The following is a 15079-nucleotide window of genomic DNA, read 5'->3' on the forward strand; positions in this document are numbered from 1 at the left end:
CAGCGCCGAGCAACTACGAGCGTTTCAAGGGCCCGAGAGGCACGACCGTGACGGCCTCAGCCTTTCGGACCTCGTGTGGCCGATTCCGGGGCGCCGCTTCCGGTGGCAGGCGCACGGCGGTCCTCCCGCTGGACACAAGTAGAGGACGCGACGGTCGAGGCGGTCTTCGAGGCGGCCCGACGGTCCACCACCTGGCGGCCTCAGGGCTGAGCGGCTTCCGCGTCGACGGCCCGGCGTCCGTCGACGCCGGGCCGGGCCCTACTCCGCGCTCTCGCCGGCACCCGCCACCGGAGCCGGATCGTCTGCCTCGACGTTCGCGACAGGCTCCGCAGCCACATCTGCCGGCGACAGGATCGACGGCCCACCCCAGTTCCGCAGGGTGCCTGTCAGGGTTGCCGCCAGCCCGGTGATCGCTCCGCTGGCGTCGCCACCTCCGACGAGGACCTCCGGCACGATCTTGATCTGACCGTCGGCGACCGCCCCGGCGACCGCGACGGCCGCAGTCGCGGACTGGCCAAGGGCCTGGACCTGGGCCTCGTAGCCGGCGGCCTTCGCGAGCCCGAGCGCCTCGATCGCCTTCGCCTCGGCCAGGCCGATGGCGCGACGCTTGTCGGCCTCCGCCTGTCCGGTGAGCCGGACGAACGAGGCCTCGCCCTCGGCGGCTGCGCTCCTGGCGGCTGCGCCGGCTTTCTGGATGTCGACGTTGACGTTCGCCTGGGCGAGCTCCTTCTGCATGTCGGCAGTCCCGCGCACCCGCTCGAGGTCGACGCGGACCGCCTGGGCGCGCTGCTGCTCCTCGAACGTCACGCGTTCCTGGTTCGCGATCTCGCGTTCGGTCAGGACGGCCACGAGCTCGGGCGGGAAGATGACGTCCTGGATGTAGACCCCACGTGTCTCGACCTCGTACTTCGTCAGGTAGCCCGTGATGTACTCCTGCGCCTTCTGCTGGACGACATCGCGCGTCTCGATGAACTGCACGGCCGGCAGCTCCTGGAGCGCATTGCGGAAGTAGTTGCCCACTGCCGACTGCAGCACCTCGTTCACCAGGTTCTGCATGGTGCCGACCATGGAGATCACCTTCGGCGCATGCGAGTCGGGCACGTGGATCTGCACCTGGAGGTCGATCCCGAAGACGAATCCTTCGCGGGACTTTCCGTCGATGGGGCTCAGCGCCGCATCCAGGTTGTGAGCGGCCGAGGTCTCGTTGGCCCAGTTGAGCGTGAGGATGGAGGTCGGCACGATCTCCGCGGCATACAGGCGCGGGTTGATCGCGTACTTGCCCGTCCGGAGCGGCTCGTTCCAGATGCCGCGGTGGCCGGGCCGCACGATCGAGCCGAACTTGAAGTCCTCGCCCGACGTGTCCACGGTGGGCAGCCCGACGTACGCCTTGATCACGGCGACCTCGCCCTGGCGCACGACGAGCATCGGCACCAGCTCCACGCTGACCAGGAACGGGTTCAGCAGGTAGGACCCGTACAGCAGCGGGTCGTGCTGCAGGCCGATGCGTCCGCCGTGGTCGAGGAACGCCTGGTAGTCCTGGTAGTTGTTGTGCTGCCCGTTCTTGCTCGCCAGGATCGCCTCGATCTTCTCGGCATCGGGCGCATCCGCCGCCTCGAGGTCCGTGATGTCCTGGAAGCCGCCGAGCCGGCTGGCGATGTCGCCACCCTCCGGTGCGAGGCCCTCGAGGGTCGTCACCACGGCGACCACGTCCTGGTCGGCCTGCGGCTGGACGAACGTGACCCGCAGCTGTTCCGGCATGAGGCCGAAGCTCTCGGCAGCCGGCGCAGCCCGCCGCGCGCCGCCGGACATCGGGACTCCGTACACCCTGCTGGCGGTGAGCACGAGGAAGGCGAGGGGGTGCAGCGGCAGCAGCGAACCCGGCGGGAGCACGGGTCGCTGGACACCCTTCTGGCCGCCCTCGGTCAAGAACGTGTCGAGGTCGGTGAAGTTGGCGAAGACGTCTTTGTACTGTGCGCTCTTGGCACCGATCGGCAGGGGCGCGCCGAGCTGGGAGATGACGACGCCGATCTCTCCGGGCGACACGCGGACCCAGGGGTGCTTGGTCACGGAGAAGACGGGCCACAGCTTGAACCGCAGACCCGGCATCAGCAGCTTGCCCTGATAGCCGGCCTCACCATGGAACGCAATGGCTTGATCGGCGGTCAACCGGCGTCCGAACCTCTTGTTGACCAGTCCGACCTCGGCCGCCCCGATGAATCGGAACGACCGGATGAGAACGACCACCAGAACGACGATGACAATGAGCGCCGCAGCGCCCCCTGGCGACGAGAAAGGCACGTGTTCCTCCTGCAGCGGGGGCGCCCCCTGGCGCCGGCTGAAGTATCCACCTGGCCGCGGTCGCGCGAGGGGGATTCGCCGGCCCGAACCATGCGTGCGCGTCGACACTGCGCAGGGCCAACGACAGCGCATCGCTCCGGCCGGCCGTCGCTTCCGTCGCCGGCCCGAAGACCCCTTCACCTATGGCGGACTCGCACTCGGGGTGAGACTCGTCGGAGGCACTGGCGTCCACGAGCTCAGACGGGCCATCGCCGTGCAGCGGGGCCGACCAGGGTGGTCGCAGTCCCACCGACCGCGAGCGCTGGCCCGCCGAAGGGGCCCGCGCTCGCGGCGCGACGGGTCACCTCCGCGGCCCGTCGAAAGCCACACCTGACGCATCGGCGGCGTCTACGTTCGGCGTCGTGGCGCCGCGCACGGAAGCTGGACCGCAACCTGGTGAAGAGCCGGCGCTGCCTGTCGTCTGGCGCGTCGGCCGCCCCGCGCTGCTCGTCGCCCGGGTCGGCACCGGCCTCAGTCTCGCCGCGATTGCGGCGGTGACCGCCTGGGTGCTCTGGTGGCCGGACGCGGACCGGACAGCAGCCGCGCTCGCCGCGGCCGTCGCCCTGGTCTTCGTCGTGCTCCTCTGGCGAATGGGACTGCACCCCTCGCTCGAGGCGACCGCTGCCGGACTCACCGTCCGCAATCCACTTCAGACCGTCGAGATCCCGTGGGCGGAGGTCCGCGAGACCATCCCCGGGTACGACGGCATCAGGATCACGCGCTACGGCCGTCCCTCCGTCACCGTCTGGGCTGTGCAGAAGGCGAACATCAGCACGTGGTCGCGAGCGCGAACGCGGGCCGATGTGGTGGCGGCGACGATTGACCACCTGGCGCGGGTCCATGGCGCCCACGACCACGCGCACGCGTCGACGATGCGATCCATTTCGAACGAGCCCGAGCCACGCGACGCCGCCGCGCTGCCTCTGCCCTTCCCGTGGACGATGTCTCGCGTCGAAGCGTTCGTCGTCGGCGAGCTGCGGCACTCGTCGTCACCGCTGCTGAGCGGCGCGGTGGCTCTCCTGTTCGCTGCACTCGCGCTGGGGGTCCTCGGATTCCTCGGCGACGACCTGTGGAACAACTACGTGCTGCAGCAGCGCGGAATCGTCGTCCATGCCACGGTGCTGGCCGTCCCCGGCCAGGTGAAGGTCACCTGGCCGGCTATCGCACCGCGCGCCGTCTTCGTCGACCCCGGCCACCCCTCTGGCACCTATGCCGTCGGCGACGTCGTCGAGGTGCAGTCGGATCCGCGAGAGCCGACCCTTGCCCGGCTGGTCGGCGTGAAGCCAGATGCCGGGGACCGGATCAGGTCTGGAGCGGTCGGCGTCGTGGGGTTGTTCCTGGCGGGCGCTTACGCCAAATGGTCACGCTGGTTGCTGTTCGCCCAGCGGCACGCTGCCACCACCGGCTCGGGGCGGCACCGCAAGCCCTGAGCGGGTCACGGTGGCGACCGGGAGCGCACCGCTGAGCTGCGCGCCGGGGACATCGGCACAGCGATCGACCGATCCGTCGCATGTTGCAGCCTCGGTGCACACGTCTCCGCGTGGGGACCTCACGCGCATGTCACCGGCTGACCGATAGCCAACCCGAGAGACGGCCATGTCACCGGCCGGATGTCACCGGTTTGTCTATCGGTCTGTCTATCGCTGCTGAGGATCGTCGCGCGCGTGGCACGACCTTGGCTGCCTTCGTCCTCCGCGACGACCTTCGGTCATCCGCTCGCCGTCGCGTGTTGCTCGTCGTCCCGCGCTCCCGCTTGTAGGGGGACCACACCGTGGCGCCCCTCGGGAGGGGGGGTTCTTCGCCAGCTACACCGCCATCCACCTAGGCAACGCCTCAGACCGGTCAGCCGGCTCGCTCGTTCTCGCGCTCCTCACGCTGGTCCTCGTGGTGGCCGGTCTGTCGAGCCTGATGGCCGCCGTCGCGACGGCGCGCGCGGCCTCCGCTCGGTTCACCTCGGGCTGACCGGGGACGTCTCACGCCGCGATGAGTCCCAAGGGGACCACGCCGATCCCGTCGGGTCGGCGGTAGGCGCTCGGTCCGGTGTTGACGATGATCGCGTCGAGCAGCGCGTCGCCCAGATGGCCGGCGAGCCAGTGCAGGTGAGTGGTGTCGCGGTCGTCGACCGTGGTGGCGAGCTTCACCTCGATGGCGAGGACCTTGCCGTCGTCGCGGACGACGACGAGGTCGATCTCGTGGTCGCCGTTTCGGGTTCGCAGATGGCCGACGTTCGCTTCCGCGGCCTGAGCCGGGACTCGGATGCAGAGAGCGGCGAGCGACTGGAACAGGTGCCCGAGCATCGTGCCCGCCTGCGGGCCGATCGGTGTCCCCTCGCCATCGAGGAGAGCGTCGCTGGTGAGGCCGAGGAGCCGAGCGGCCAGAGCCGGGTCTGCGAGGTGGTGCTGCGGTGCTTGACCAAGACGCGCCAGGGGATTGCCGAGCGGCGCCCATGCAGGTACCGGATCGAGCAGCCACAGCTGAGTGAGCACGTCGCGATACGCGATGCTCGTGCTGCGAGCGGGCTTGTCGTCCTGTCCGGGGGTCGCGGCGTCCAGCAGGCTCGAGTAGCTGGCGGTCGACGACGTGGCCGCGGCGTAGGCGCGGAGCCAGGCCAGCATGGAGTCCGGCTTGCGCACTGCCAAGCCCTGCTCGGGGACGTCACGATCGACCGCGTTGCGCAGGTAGGAGTCGAGCTGGAACTTCAAGGCGCGTGGGGTCAGGCCCCGCAGACCGGGAAAGCCGGACGCGAGGATCTCCTCCGTGTAGTCGGCCAGGCGCAGTGGGCACGAGCCGTCCAGTGGGCCCCGCGCTCCCGACAGCAGGCCACGCAGGCTCACCGTCGGTTCGCTGACGCCTCGCTCGGAGAGCGTCATCGGCCGCATCCTCAGGCGGCCGATGCGGCCGGCGCCGGAGTGAGCGGTGGCGCCGGGTGCCGGTGCCGCGCTTCCGACCAGCAGGTACTGGCCCCCGCTGCGGTCCTCGTCGACGGCCCTGCGTACGACGTCCCACACCTCGGGGACCTTCTGCCATTCGTCGATCAGCAGCGGGCGCGCTCTGGTCAGGACCAGCTCGGGGTCGGCTTGGATCGATTCCCGGTTAGCACGCGAGTCCAGTCGGAGCAGCCCGTGGGCCCGCTGCTCCGCCGTGGTCGTCTTGCCGACCGCCTTCGGGCCGTCGATGGCGATGGCGGGGACCTGCGGGAACAGCTCGTCCAGCTCATCATCGACGATCCGCCGGACGTAGGGCATGCGGCTATCCTACAGGTGGCACGCGGTGAATCAGTCAGTTAGCAGTGGTCGAATCAGACAGTTCGCACGTCGCGAGCACGACAGCTAGCAGCGTGGCCGGCACGACACGGGCGGATACTCGCCGCCCCCACGCGTCGTGGGAAGACCGGGCCCTGGCGAGTCGTCGAGCTCATCTGAGTCCCGGGCCAAGAGGCCGCTCGACCGTCGTTGCGAACGGCGACGATCACCCTCTCGGCTCTCGGGAAATTCACAGGCTGCGGCGCCACGATTTCGCAGGTCATTTCCGGCGTGGGCGAGAGAGGTCGGCCTGTGGCTGACGCGGCAGGAGCTCCGATCCTCGAGGTCGACGGTCTCGTCGTGCGGTACGGGTCGTACACCGCGGTCGACGGTCTGAGCCTCAGCGTCGGGCGTGGTGAGATCTTCGGTCTGCTCGGGCCGAACGGCGCCGGGAAGACGAGCACGCTCTCGGCGATCGAGGGGCTGCTGAACCCCGCGGCCGGGGCGGTGAAGGTCGTGGGACACGTCGCGACGAGCGAGCCGCTCGCCGTGCGCGCGCTCATCGGCGTCCAGCTGCAGGCGTCCAGCTTCCAGGCGGAGCTGACGCTCACCGAGATCCTGCGCCTGTACTCGGGGCTCTACGGGCTCACGCTGTCCGGCGACGAGCTGAACCAGCGGCTCCGCCGTGCCGGCCTGGCGGACGAGGCGGGCAAGCGCTACAAGCAGACGTCCGGCGGACAGCAGCAGCGCTTCTCGCTGCTCGTCGCGATGCTGCACGACCCGCCACTGCTCCTCCTCGACGAGCCCACCTCAGGCCTGGATCCGCAGGCCCGGCGCCAGCTGTGGTCGCAGATCGAGCGGGCGCGAGGCGAGGGCGGCTCGATCCTGCTGACCACCCACTCGATGGAGGAGGCCTCGGCCGTGTGCGACCGGGTCGCGATCATCGACCACGGTCGGCTCGTCGCGCTGGGCACGCCCGCCGAGCTGGTCGACCAGCACCGCACCGACCCGCGGGTGCTGCGCGCGGCGCACGGCGACGTCACGCTCGAGGACGTGTTCATCGGCCTGACGGGGGACGAGATCCGTGACTGAGACGACCCTCCTGAAGCCGCCGCCGGTCGGCCTGGCGATGCGCACGCTGCTGCGCGCCGACGCCACCGTGCTGCTGCGCAACCGGCAGGCGCTGCTGCTGTCGATCGTGCTGCCGGTCGCGATGCTGTTCATCACCGGTGCGGGCAGCGGGCGACGACAGGTTCTCGATCCGGGGTACCTGATCGGCCTGGCGATCACGTACGGGCTGATGGCGTCGGGCCTGTTCGGGTACCCGATGGCCGTGGCGCGTGACCGCGAGTCCGGCGTGTTCCAGCGGATGCGCGTGACGCCCGTGCCGATGTGGACGGTCTCGGTGAGCCGGATCGTCGTGCAGCTGGTGCTCTCGCTGGTCATGTCGCTGGTGGTCCTCGGCCTCGGCGGCGTGCGCCACCACCTCACGTTCGGCTTCTCGAACTGGCTCCTGGTCCTGGCGATCTCGCTGCTGGGCGCGCTCGTGTTCCTGGCGATCGGGCAGGCGATCGTCGGCCTCACCACGACCTCGGGCCAGGTGAACGCGTTCAGCCGGGTGCTGTTCGCGCTGCTGCTCGTCGTCGGCCTCGTCGGCTCCTCCGGCCTGCTGGGGACCACGTTCAAGACGATCGCCGGCTGGACGCCCGTCGGCGGCCTGTCCAACCTCTTCAGCGCCGCCACCGGCAGCGTCGCCTGGGGTTCCGACCAGGTGATCGGGCTGGTCGCGTCGGTCGGGTACGCCGTGGTGTTCGGGTTCATCGGCGTCCGGTGGTTCCGCTGGACGGTCCGCTGAGTCCCGACGAGGCACGCTCGGATGTGGTCCGCCGCGTCGCCGAGGGGCTGCCGTTCCTCGCCACGCACCTCGCGCGGGTAGCCGCCGGCAGGGCCGCCACGGATGCACCCGTGTTCTCAAGAGGTGCGGACCGCGGCGGCGGGCCATGATCGATCGATGGCTCGTGTGCGGGGGGACACGCCGGGGGACGGGCGCACCCGTGCACGGACGTCGGTGGGGAGCCGTGCCGGTGTCCCGACCGCCTGCAGACGGGGAGACGGGTCGTGGACTCTCTGAGCTTCACGGCCGCCCTCGACGGCATCCCCACAAGCCGCCGGTGGGTGGTGGCGTGGGCTCGTCGTGCCGGCTGCCCGGAGGCCTGCGTCAGCACCATCGCCCTGCTGACCACCGAGGCCGTCACCAACGCGGTCCGGCACGGGCCGGACCGCGGGACGGTGACCGTCGCGGTGTCGCAGGTGCGCGGGCAGTGGCGGGTGGCGGTGACGGACCAGAGCCGTGGTCGGCCCGTGGTCCGGGACGTGGAGCCGTGGGCGCTCGGCGGCCGCGGCGTCATGCTGATCGACCGCCTGGCGGCCGCGTGGGGCGTCGACAGCGGGCGCGGCGGGGCCAAGACGGTGTGGTTCCACGTCGCGTGCGCCGATTGATCCGGAGGCCGCGCGACCCGCTCGATCATCGACGTGCCGGCCGCCGAGAGGTCCGGGCGGCCCGGAACCGGTTGGCCCCGGGCCGCCCGCGGACCTAGACCCAGAACGTGCGCAGCCGGTCCGCGAGGCGTCGTCCCTGGTCGTGGCCTCCTCGCGCGGCCTGCAGGCGCGTCGACGGGTCGAGGGCGTTCGCGTCGAACACGTCACCGGCGCCTGCGTCGGGAAACACCGTCTCCACCTCGCTGCCACCGGCGCGCAGCTCCTCGACCTGCGAGGCGAGGTCCATCCGCCACGCGGCCGGCATGCGGGACCGGCCGCCGAAGGGTGAGAGGACCAGCACCCGCCCGTACCCCGCGGCGAGGTCGGCGTTCTCGCTGCGCCGGTAGCCGCCGTTGAGGTAGCGACGCTCGCCGATCGGGTAGGGCACCATCGCCGACGTGCTGGCGGCGACGGCGTCCACCAGGTCCACGCCGCTGTCCCGGTCGAGCCCGACGGGTTCGCCGGTGCGGGCGTCCACGGCGACCAGCACCACTCGCTGCTGCGGCCAGTCGGTGCCGGGCAGCCGGCCGGCGACGACGTCGCGCCAGCGTGCGCCCGCCGCTCCGTCTGACGCGTCCCGCTCGAGCGCCGCGGCGCCCATCCGGCGGCGCATGTCCGCGGCGTCCGCCGCGGACGCGATCACCTCGTCGGACCAGGCGAGGTAGCCGGCGCCGGAGACACCCCGGGCAGGGCCGTGACCTGCGCTGTTCCGGGGACCGTTCCCGGCGCCCGCGCCGTTACCGGGAACGGTCCCGGTGCGGGCGTGCGCGTCCGGGAGCGGCGGCTCCTCGACGATGGCGGAGTAGAGCTCCGCAGGTCGGGGACCGCCGGTGATCTGCGCCGCGACGGTGGCGCCGGACGACGTCCCGACGATCAGGTCGGCCACCGTGACGTCGACGCCGGCGTCGGCCAGCCCGGCGATGACACCGATCGCCCAGGCGTTGCCCGCGGCGCCGCCGCCGGCGACGACGAGCGCCCGCCCGGCAGCCGACGGACGGGGGGACGAGGACGAGGACGAGGAAGGTGCGTTCATGTCAGTTGCCTCTCGGGAGATGCCTGGTGGGCGCTCCCGGAACGACTAACGCAGCTGCGCGGTCGCCGACCTCGAGGGAGCACCCGATGCGGGTACTGCCGACATGGGTCTCACCTCCTGTCGATCGGTCCTGGCCGTCCGGACGTCCACGCGTCGACGACACGGTCTCCGGACTGCCCGCCCACTATCGCGGCCCGCGGGTGCTCCCGTCCATCGAATTCGGGTTCACCGCGTGGACGTCCCACCGAGGGTGCGCATGGTCCGAGCCTGCACCGGCCGGCGGCATCCTGGGGACGGATCGGCCCGGTCGAGGGCCGTCCCTATGCGGTGACCAGGGAGTCCAGCTGGGCGGCGTTGGTCGCGACCACGCCGGCCGACTCGCGCAGCAGGGCGCTGACGTGTGCCGAGCTGGTGGCGCCGTCGGCCACCGCGGCCACGCCGGAGCTCATCTCGCTGGCGACGGCCGTCTGCTCCTCCACGGCACTCGCGAGCGCCGCCTGCTGCAGCTCGATCTCGTTGATCAGCTTCAGGATGTCCGTGATCGCCTTCTCGGCATCGGTGCTGTCCGCCTGGATGGCGCCGATCATCTCGGTGATCTCCGCCGCGGCGGTCCGGGTGCGGCCGGTCAGGTCCTTGACCTCGTTGGCCACCACGGCGAACCCCTTGCCGGCCTCGCCGGCGCGGGCGGCCTCGATCGTCGCGTTCAGTGCGAGCAGGTTGGTCTGGTCGGCGATCGCGGAGATCAGCTTGGTCACGGCGCCGATCCGGTCGCTCGACTCGCCCAGCTTGGCCAGCCGCTCGTTGGCCACCCCGGCGATCCGGACGGCGTTGGCCGTGCCCTTCGAGGCGGCGGCCGCGCCGACGGCGATCTCCCGGATGCTGGCGGACATCTGCTGCGAACCGGCCGCGACGGCGTCCGCGCGGTTGGACACGTCCGCGGACACGGCGGCGATCTGGTCGCTCAGCTCGGTCAGCGAGCCGGAGGAGCTGAACAGCTCTCCGGCCACCGACTTGGTGACGCGGAGGTTCTCGGTCGCCTCGGTGTCGTCGGCCCACACGACGACGAACCCGTCGGCCAGGCGGTCCACCGTGGTGCGCGCCGACGCGCGGCGCCCCGCCTCCTCGACGGTGACCACCCGGGTCACAGGGAAGGACCTCTCGTGGGCGATGATCGCGCCGAGCTCCTTGCGCAGCGCCGGCATCACCGCCTCGCCGCGCTCCGCAGCCACGCGAGCGGCCAGGGCGTCGGCCGCCCGGTTGCGGGCGACGATCTTGCCTTCCGCATCCGTCACCAGGATGGCGGCCGGCGCAGCGAGGAACACGTCGAACGCGCCCGCGCGGATGAACTGGGCATCGAACCCGTTCGACGACGACGTGGTGCGGGACCGGCGGCGGAACATGGCGACCCTTCGTTAGGCGTGACCTCTGCTACGCCTATCGGCAGCACGCGGTGGGTGCTGAGAAGTTGCAGAGTGTGTAAAGTTGCACAGCCTGCAACGCGGTGATCCCGCGGTGAGCGGGCTCCCAGCCCACGAGAGAGTCGGTCCCGTCGTGCCCCACGCAGCTCCCGCACGGCCCGCAGGTACGTCTGCGGCCCCCGTCATGACCCAGCGCCAGATCATGCTGGTGATCTACGCGCTCATGGCGGGCATGTTCCTGTCGTCGCTCGACCAGACGGTGGTCGGCACGGCGATCCGCACCATCGGCGACGACCTGCACGGCCTGAACCAGCAGGCGTGGGTGACGACGGCGTACCTGATCACGTCGACGATCGCGACGCCGATCTACGGCAAGCTCTCCGACATCTTCGGCCGGCGGCCGCTGTACATCTTCGGCCTGACCGTCTTCATCCTCGGGTCGTTCCTGTCGTCGTTCTCGACCTCGATGATCATGCTGGCCGCGTTCCGCGCCTTCCAGGGCATCGGCGCGGGCGCGCTGATGTCCGTGCCGCTGGCGATCATGGGCGACATGCTGGCGCCGCGGGAGCGCGCCAAGTACCAGGGCTTCTTCCTCGCCGTGTTCGGCGTCTCCGCCGTCGTCGGCCCGCTGATCGGCGGCGTGTTCGCGGACGCGTCGCAGATCCTGTGGATCGCCGGCTGGCGCTGGGTGTTCCTGATCAACGTCCCGGTCGGCGTCGGCGCGATGTTCATGGTGCTCGCGTTCCTGCACCTGCCGAAGTTCCACAAGACCACCGCGCCGCGCATCGACTGGTGGGGCGCGTCCGCCGTCGTCGTCACCCTGGTCCCGCTGCTGCTGGTGGCCGAGCAGGGCCGTGAGTGGGGCTGGACCTCGGCCTCCGCGATCACCTGCTACGTGATCGGCGTGGTGGGGCTCATCGCCTTCTTCGTCGCCGAGACGATCATGAAGGCAGACGCGATCATCCCGCTGCGCCTGTTCCGGTCGTCGACGTTCTCCATGTCGACGGTCCTCGGCTTCCTGGTCGGCTTCGGCATGTTCGGCGCGATGCTCACCCTGCCGCTGTACCTGCAGCTGGTCACCGGCCTGACGCCCACCGAGTCGGGCTTCGCGACGCTGCCGATGGTCGGCGGCCTGATGATCGCCTCGGTCGGCTCCGGCCAGGCGATCGCGCGCACCGGCAAGTACCGGATCTTCCCGATCACCGGGACGCTCGTGACCGCCGGCGGCTACCTGGTGCTGACGTTCATGACCGTCGACCGGCCGCTGTGGTTCCTGATGATGGCGATGTTCTTCATCGGCCTCGGCTTCGGCCAGCTGATGCAGTCCCTCACGCTGGCGACCCAGAACGCGGTAGAGGTGACGGACATGGGCGTCGCCACGAGCTCGGCGACGTTCTTCCGCCAGATCGGCGGCACGCTCGGCACCGCCGTGCTGCTGTCGGTGCTGTTCGCGCTGATGCCCACCAAGGTCAGCGGTGCGATGCAGAACAAGGCCGACCTGACCAGCGCGCTGGACGCCGCACTGACCCCGTCGGTCGCCTCCGCACCGGCCAACCAGGGCGTGATGAACCAGATCTGGAACCCGATCGTCACCCCGGTGAAGGCGCAGGTGCAGACGGGGCTCGACCAGGGCACCGCCGCCGCGACGCAGGCCGCGGACGCGGCCGTGACGCAGCAGGTGACCGCCGCCGTCCAGGCCCAGGTCGCCGCCGGTGCTCTGCCGGCCGCGCGGGCGCAGGCCGTGATCGACAGCCAGGTCGCAGCGGCCAAGCCGGCGGCCGAGCAGAAGGCGCTCGCGGCGGCGGCCCAGCAGGCCGGCGTCACGGTGGCCGACGGCAAGCTCGCCGTCGACTACACCGACGCGACGCAGCGGGGTGCGGTGGTGGACAAGGTGGTGCCGACGATGATCGACCAGCTGAAGAGCGCGTCCGCCCCGTCGACCTCGTCGTCGAGCACCGCGGACACGTCCTTCCTCAAGGGTGCCGACAAGCGGCTGACCAGGCCGTTCCTCGCCGGGTTCAACGACTCGGCGGTGGCCGTCTACTGGGTGGGCCTGAGCGTGATGCTGCTGGCCTTCGTCCTCACCTGGTTCTTCAAGACGCCGCCGCTGCGTCAGCGCTCCGCACTGCAGGAGCGAGCCGACGCCCTGCACACCGCCGACGACCTCGAGGTCGACGCGATCGACGCCGCGGTCGGTGCCGGGGCCCCGACGGGACCCGGTGGCGGAACCGTGCACACGCACGGGGCATGATCAGCGTGACGGGGACCCCGGCAGCCGGGGTCCCCGCCGGCTCGGCCCGACGAGGAGGAGGCGCCGTGAACCATCCAGCAACGGTCGTCCCGGCCGCACCGGGACTGGACCGGCCCTGCTCGCTGCGGGAGCAGAAGAAGCAGCAGACGCGCCATGCGATCCACGACGCGGCCTGCCGGCTGGTGATGGAGCGCGGCCTGCCGCACGTCACCGTGGCGGACATCTGCGCCGAGGCGACCGTGTCCGAGCGGACCTTCTTCAACTACTACCCGTCGAAGGCGGCCGCCGCGCTGGGCCTGCCGGACACCGCCCTCGCGGCGCACGACGAGGAGCGCTTCCTCGCGGCGCACGGGCCCCTGGTGGACGACGTGTGCCTGCTGGTCGCCGACACCGCCGAGCTGCACGACCACGACCTGCCGCGGCTGCGCGAGCTGATCCGCCTCGAGCCGGACCTGCTGACCGCGGTGAAGCAGTGGACCGTCAGCCTCCGCAAGCGGATCGTCGAGCTCGCCGAGCAGCGCACGTCACCGGAACGCGCCCGGCTCGCCGTCGCGCTGGTGTTCGCGGCGCTGCTGCTGCACGCCGACGGCGGGTACACGTCGCACCCGCCGACCGCGCGGGAGCTGCGGGAGACCGTGGCGCGCCTGGTCGCGGTCGGGGCGGAGTCGGAGGACTCCTTCGCCGCCGACCTGGCGCCGGTGCTGGTGCCGGGCGTCGCTCGCTGAGCACCGGCGCGGTGGCAGCGGAGGGTCGATGTTCTGGGTGGTGATGACGGTGGTCGCCTCGACCGTCACGGTGACCTACGCGGTCATCGGCCGGTACGGGCAGCGTTGGGGCATCTCGGTGGAGCGCACGCGGCGCTTCCGCACCTCGAGCTGGCTCGCCGCCGGGTGGACCGCCGTCTGCGTCGGTCACTTCCTCGTCGGCCGCTGAGCGGCTACCGGCCGCCGCCGGGGGTGGTCGGCACGGCGGCCTTGCGCGGCCACAGCGCGGTGGCGGCTCCCGTCGCGGCGGCGGCGACCACCGCGAGCACCAGTGCCGCACCGCGTAGTCCCGCGGCGCCGAGCCAGCCGGCCAGCGGGTAGGTGACCAGCCAGCAGGCGTGCGACAGGGAGAACTGCGCGGCGAACACCGAGTGCCGTTCGCCGGCGGGCACGTGCCGCACGATCAGCCGGGCGATGGGCACCTCCGCGGCCGCCCAGCCGGCGCCGACGGCGAGCCACACCAGGCCGACGGTCACCAGCCCCGCCGTCGGCGCCTGGATGCCGAGCGCGAGCGGCACCGCGAACGTCGCCACCGTGAGCAGCACGGCTCCGCCGAGCATCACGCCGCGCTCCGACCGTCGGCGCAGCACGGCCGGTAGCGCCAGCGCCGTCGTCATCGACCCCAGGCCGTTGACCGCCAGGAGCAGGGCGACCACGTCGTTGCTCTGCCCGAAGGTGTCGCGCGCGATCACCACCGTCTGCACCAGCACGAACGCGCCCGCCGCCGCCACGGCCAGGTTCAGCGCGAGCGCCGGACGCAGGCCGGGGGTGCGGGCCATCAGCAGGGCGCCGTGGCGGACGCGGGCGCCGAGCGGCAGCTCCTCGAACGGCGTGCCCTCGTCCGCAGCGGCCGGGGTGGCCGCACGCGGGACGACGACGGACATGATCAGCACCGCCGAGGCCGCGAACCCGAGCCCGGTCCCGACGAACAGCGCGTGCGTCGACACCACCAGCAGCAGGGCCGCGGCCAGCATCGGGGACAGCACCATCTCCAGGTCGTCGGCCAGCCGGGAGAACGACAGCGCCTGGGTGTACTCGTGCTCGTCGGTCACCACGTCGGGCAGCGCGGACTGGAAGGTCGGGGTGTGCACGGCGGACGCCGCCTGCAGCACGAACACCAGCACGTAGATCTGCCACACCTGCCCGGCGAACGGCAACGCCAGGGCGACGACGGCCCGCAGCACGTCCGCGGTGACCATCACCGACCGCCGGGGCAGCCGGGCCACCAGGGCGGTCGCCACCGGTGCGAGCACCACGTAGGCGACCATCTTGATGCCGAACACGGTGCCGAGCACCGCACCGGCCCGGCGGCCCGCGAGGTCGTGCGCCAGGAGCCCGAGCGCGACGGTGGCCAGGCCGGTGCCGAGCAGGGACACCACCTGCGCCGTCAGCAGCCGTCGGTAGGCGGCGTTGCGGAGCACGGGTCCGATCGGCGAGGGCACCGGGCGATGCTACGGACCGCGGCCGCCCGCACCGCGCCGGTCGGGCTCACCGGG

The 15079-nt window shown here is 71.6% G+C and carries 12 protein-coding genes; 7 read left to right on the forward strand and 5 right to left on the reverse strand.

Going from position 1 to position 15079, the window contains the following annotated elements; translation table 11 throughout:
• Window positions 1–258 precede the first annotated feature (258 nt).
• Entirely contained in the window at window positions 259–2244 is a 1986-nt protein-coding gene (locus QMF98_RS00725) for an SPFH domain-containing protein (protein WP_337974198.1), read from the reverse strand.
• A 455-nt stretch (window positions 2245–2699) separates the two neighbouring features.
• Between QMF98_RS00725 and QMF98_RS00730 the strand changes: the two genes are divergently transcribed.
• On the forward strand, window positions 2700–3767 hold the full coding sequence (locus QMF98_RS00730) for a PH domain-containing protein (RefSeq protein WP_337974199.1): 1068 nt from the start codon (window positions 2700–2702) through the stop codon (window positions 3765–3767).
• Window positions 3768–4310: 543 nt separating this feature from the next.
• On the opposite strand, the gene QMF98_RS00735 is transcribed toward QMF98_RS00730, so the two are convergent.
• Window positions 4311–5582, reverse strand: coding sequence for an ATP-binding protein (locus QMF98_RS00735; protein WP_337974200.1), 1272 nt, complete (start codon window positions 5580–5582; stop codon window positions 4311–4313).
• A gap of 309 nt (window positions 5583–5891) precedes the next feature.
• On the opposite strand from QMF98_RS00735, the gene QMF98_RS00740 reads away from it, so the two are divergent.
• From QMF98_RS00740 to QMF98_RS00750, 3 genes are all read left to right on the forward strand, one after another.
• Entirely contained in the window at window positions 5892–6671 is a 780-nt protein-coding gene (locus QMF98_RS00740) for an ABC transporter ATP-binding protein (protein WP_337974201.1), read from the forward strand.
• A complete protein-coding gene (locus tag QMF98_RS00745) occupies window positions 6664–7434 on the forward strand; it encodes an ABC transporter permease (protein ID WP_337974202.1) in 771 nt (256 codons plus the stop codon). Before QMF98_RS00740 ends, QMF98_RS00745 begins: the two co-directional genes overlap by 8 nt.
• A 263-nt stretch (window positions 7435–7697) precedes the next feature.
• Complete coding sequence (locus QMF98_RS00750) at window positions 7698–8078, forward strand: ATP-binding protein (protein ID WP_337974203.1); 381 nt, start codon at window positions 7698–7700, stop codon at window positions 8076–8078.
• Between the two features lie 94 nt (window positions 8079–8172).
• On the opposite strand, the gene QMF98_RS00755 is transcribed toward QMF98_RS00750, so the two are convergent.
• Together QMF98_RS00755 and QMF98_RS00760 are read right to left on the reverse strand one after the other, a co-directional pair.
• The gene (locus QMF98_RS00755) at window positions 8173–9150 is read right to left on the reverse strand and encodes a patatin-like phospholipase family protein (protein ID WP_337974204.1); all 978 of its coding nucleotides are present in this window, start codon (window positions 9148–9150) and stop codon (window positions 8173–8175) included.
• 320 nt (window positions 9151–9470) lie between these two features.
• Window positions 9471–10550 (reverse strand): methyl-accepting chemotaxis protein, encoded by a 1080-nt coding sequence (locus QMF98_RS00760; RefSeq protein WP_337974205.1) that lies wholly within the window; start codon window positions 10548–10550, stop codon window positions 9471–9473.
• A gap of 202 nt (window positions 10551–10752) precedes the next feature.
• Here QMF98_RS00760 and QMF98_RS00765 point away from each other — a divergent pair, with 202 nt between their 5' ends.
• The 3 genes from QMF98_RS00765 (at window position 10753) to QMF98_RS00775 (ending at window position 13752) form a co-directional block, all read left to right on the forward strand.
• Complete coding sequence (locus tag QMF98_RS00765) at window positions 10753–12819, forward strand: MDR family MFS transporter (RefSeq protein ID WP_337974206.1); 2067 nt, start codon at window positions 10753–10755, stop codon at window positions 12817–12819.
• A 65-nt stretch (window positions 12820–12884) separates the two neighbouring features.
• A complete protein-coding gene (locus QMF98_RS00770) occupies window positions 12885–13544 on the forward strand; it encodes a TetR/AcrR family transcriptional regulator (RefSeq protein WP_337974207.1) in 660 nt (219 codons plus the stop codon).
• Window positions 13545–13572: 28 nt separating this feature from the next.
• Window positions 13573–13752, forward strand: a complete 180-nt coding sequence (locus QMF98_RS00775; protein WP_337974208.1) for a hypothetical protein — start codon at window positions 13573–13575, stop codon at window positions 13750–13752.
• Window positions 13753–13756: 4 nt separating this feature from the next.
• Here the strand turns inward: QMF98_RS00775 and QMF98_RS00780 are convergent, their stop codons facing one another.
• Window positions 13757–15025, reverse strand: a complete 1269-nt coding sequence (locus tag QMF98_RS00780; RefSeq protein ID WP_337974209.1) for an MFS transporter — start codon at window positions 15023–15025, stop codon at window positions 13757–13759.
• Window positions 15026–15079 lie beyond the last annotated feature (54 nt).

It is taken from the genome of Cellulomonas sp. NTE-D12 (assembly GCF_027923705.1).
In the GTDB taxonomy this organism is placed as follows: Bacteria; Actinomycetota; Actinomycetes; order Actinomycetales; family Cellulomonadaceae; genus Cellulomonas.

What these genes read in the sequence shown, in the direction of transcription:
- QMF98_RS00735 (WP_337974200.1), bottom strand. Translation starts at nt 5,582, where the DNA reads ATGCCCTACGTCCGGCGGATCGTCGATGATGAGCTGGACGAGCTGTTC.
- QMF98_RS00760 (WP_337974205.1), bottom strand. Translation starts at nt 10,550, where the DNA reads ATGTTCCGCCGCCGGTCCCGCACCACGTCGTCGTCGAACGGGTTCGAT.
- QMF98_RS00765 (WP_337974206.1), top strand. Translation starts at nt 10,753, where the DNA reads ATGACCCAGCGCCAGATCATGCTGGTGATCTACGCGCTCATGGCGGGC.
- QMF98_RS00755 (WP_337974204.1), bottom strand. Translation starts at nt 9,150, where the DNA reads ATGAACGCACCTTCCTCGTCCTCGTCCTCGTCCCCCCGTCCGTCGGCT.
- QMF98_RS00775 (WP_337974208.1), top strand. Translation starts at nt 13,573, where the DNA reads ATGTTCTGGGTGGTGATGACGGTGGTCGCCTCGACCGTCACGGTGACC.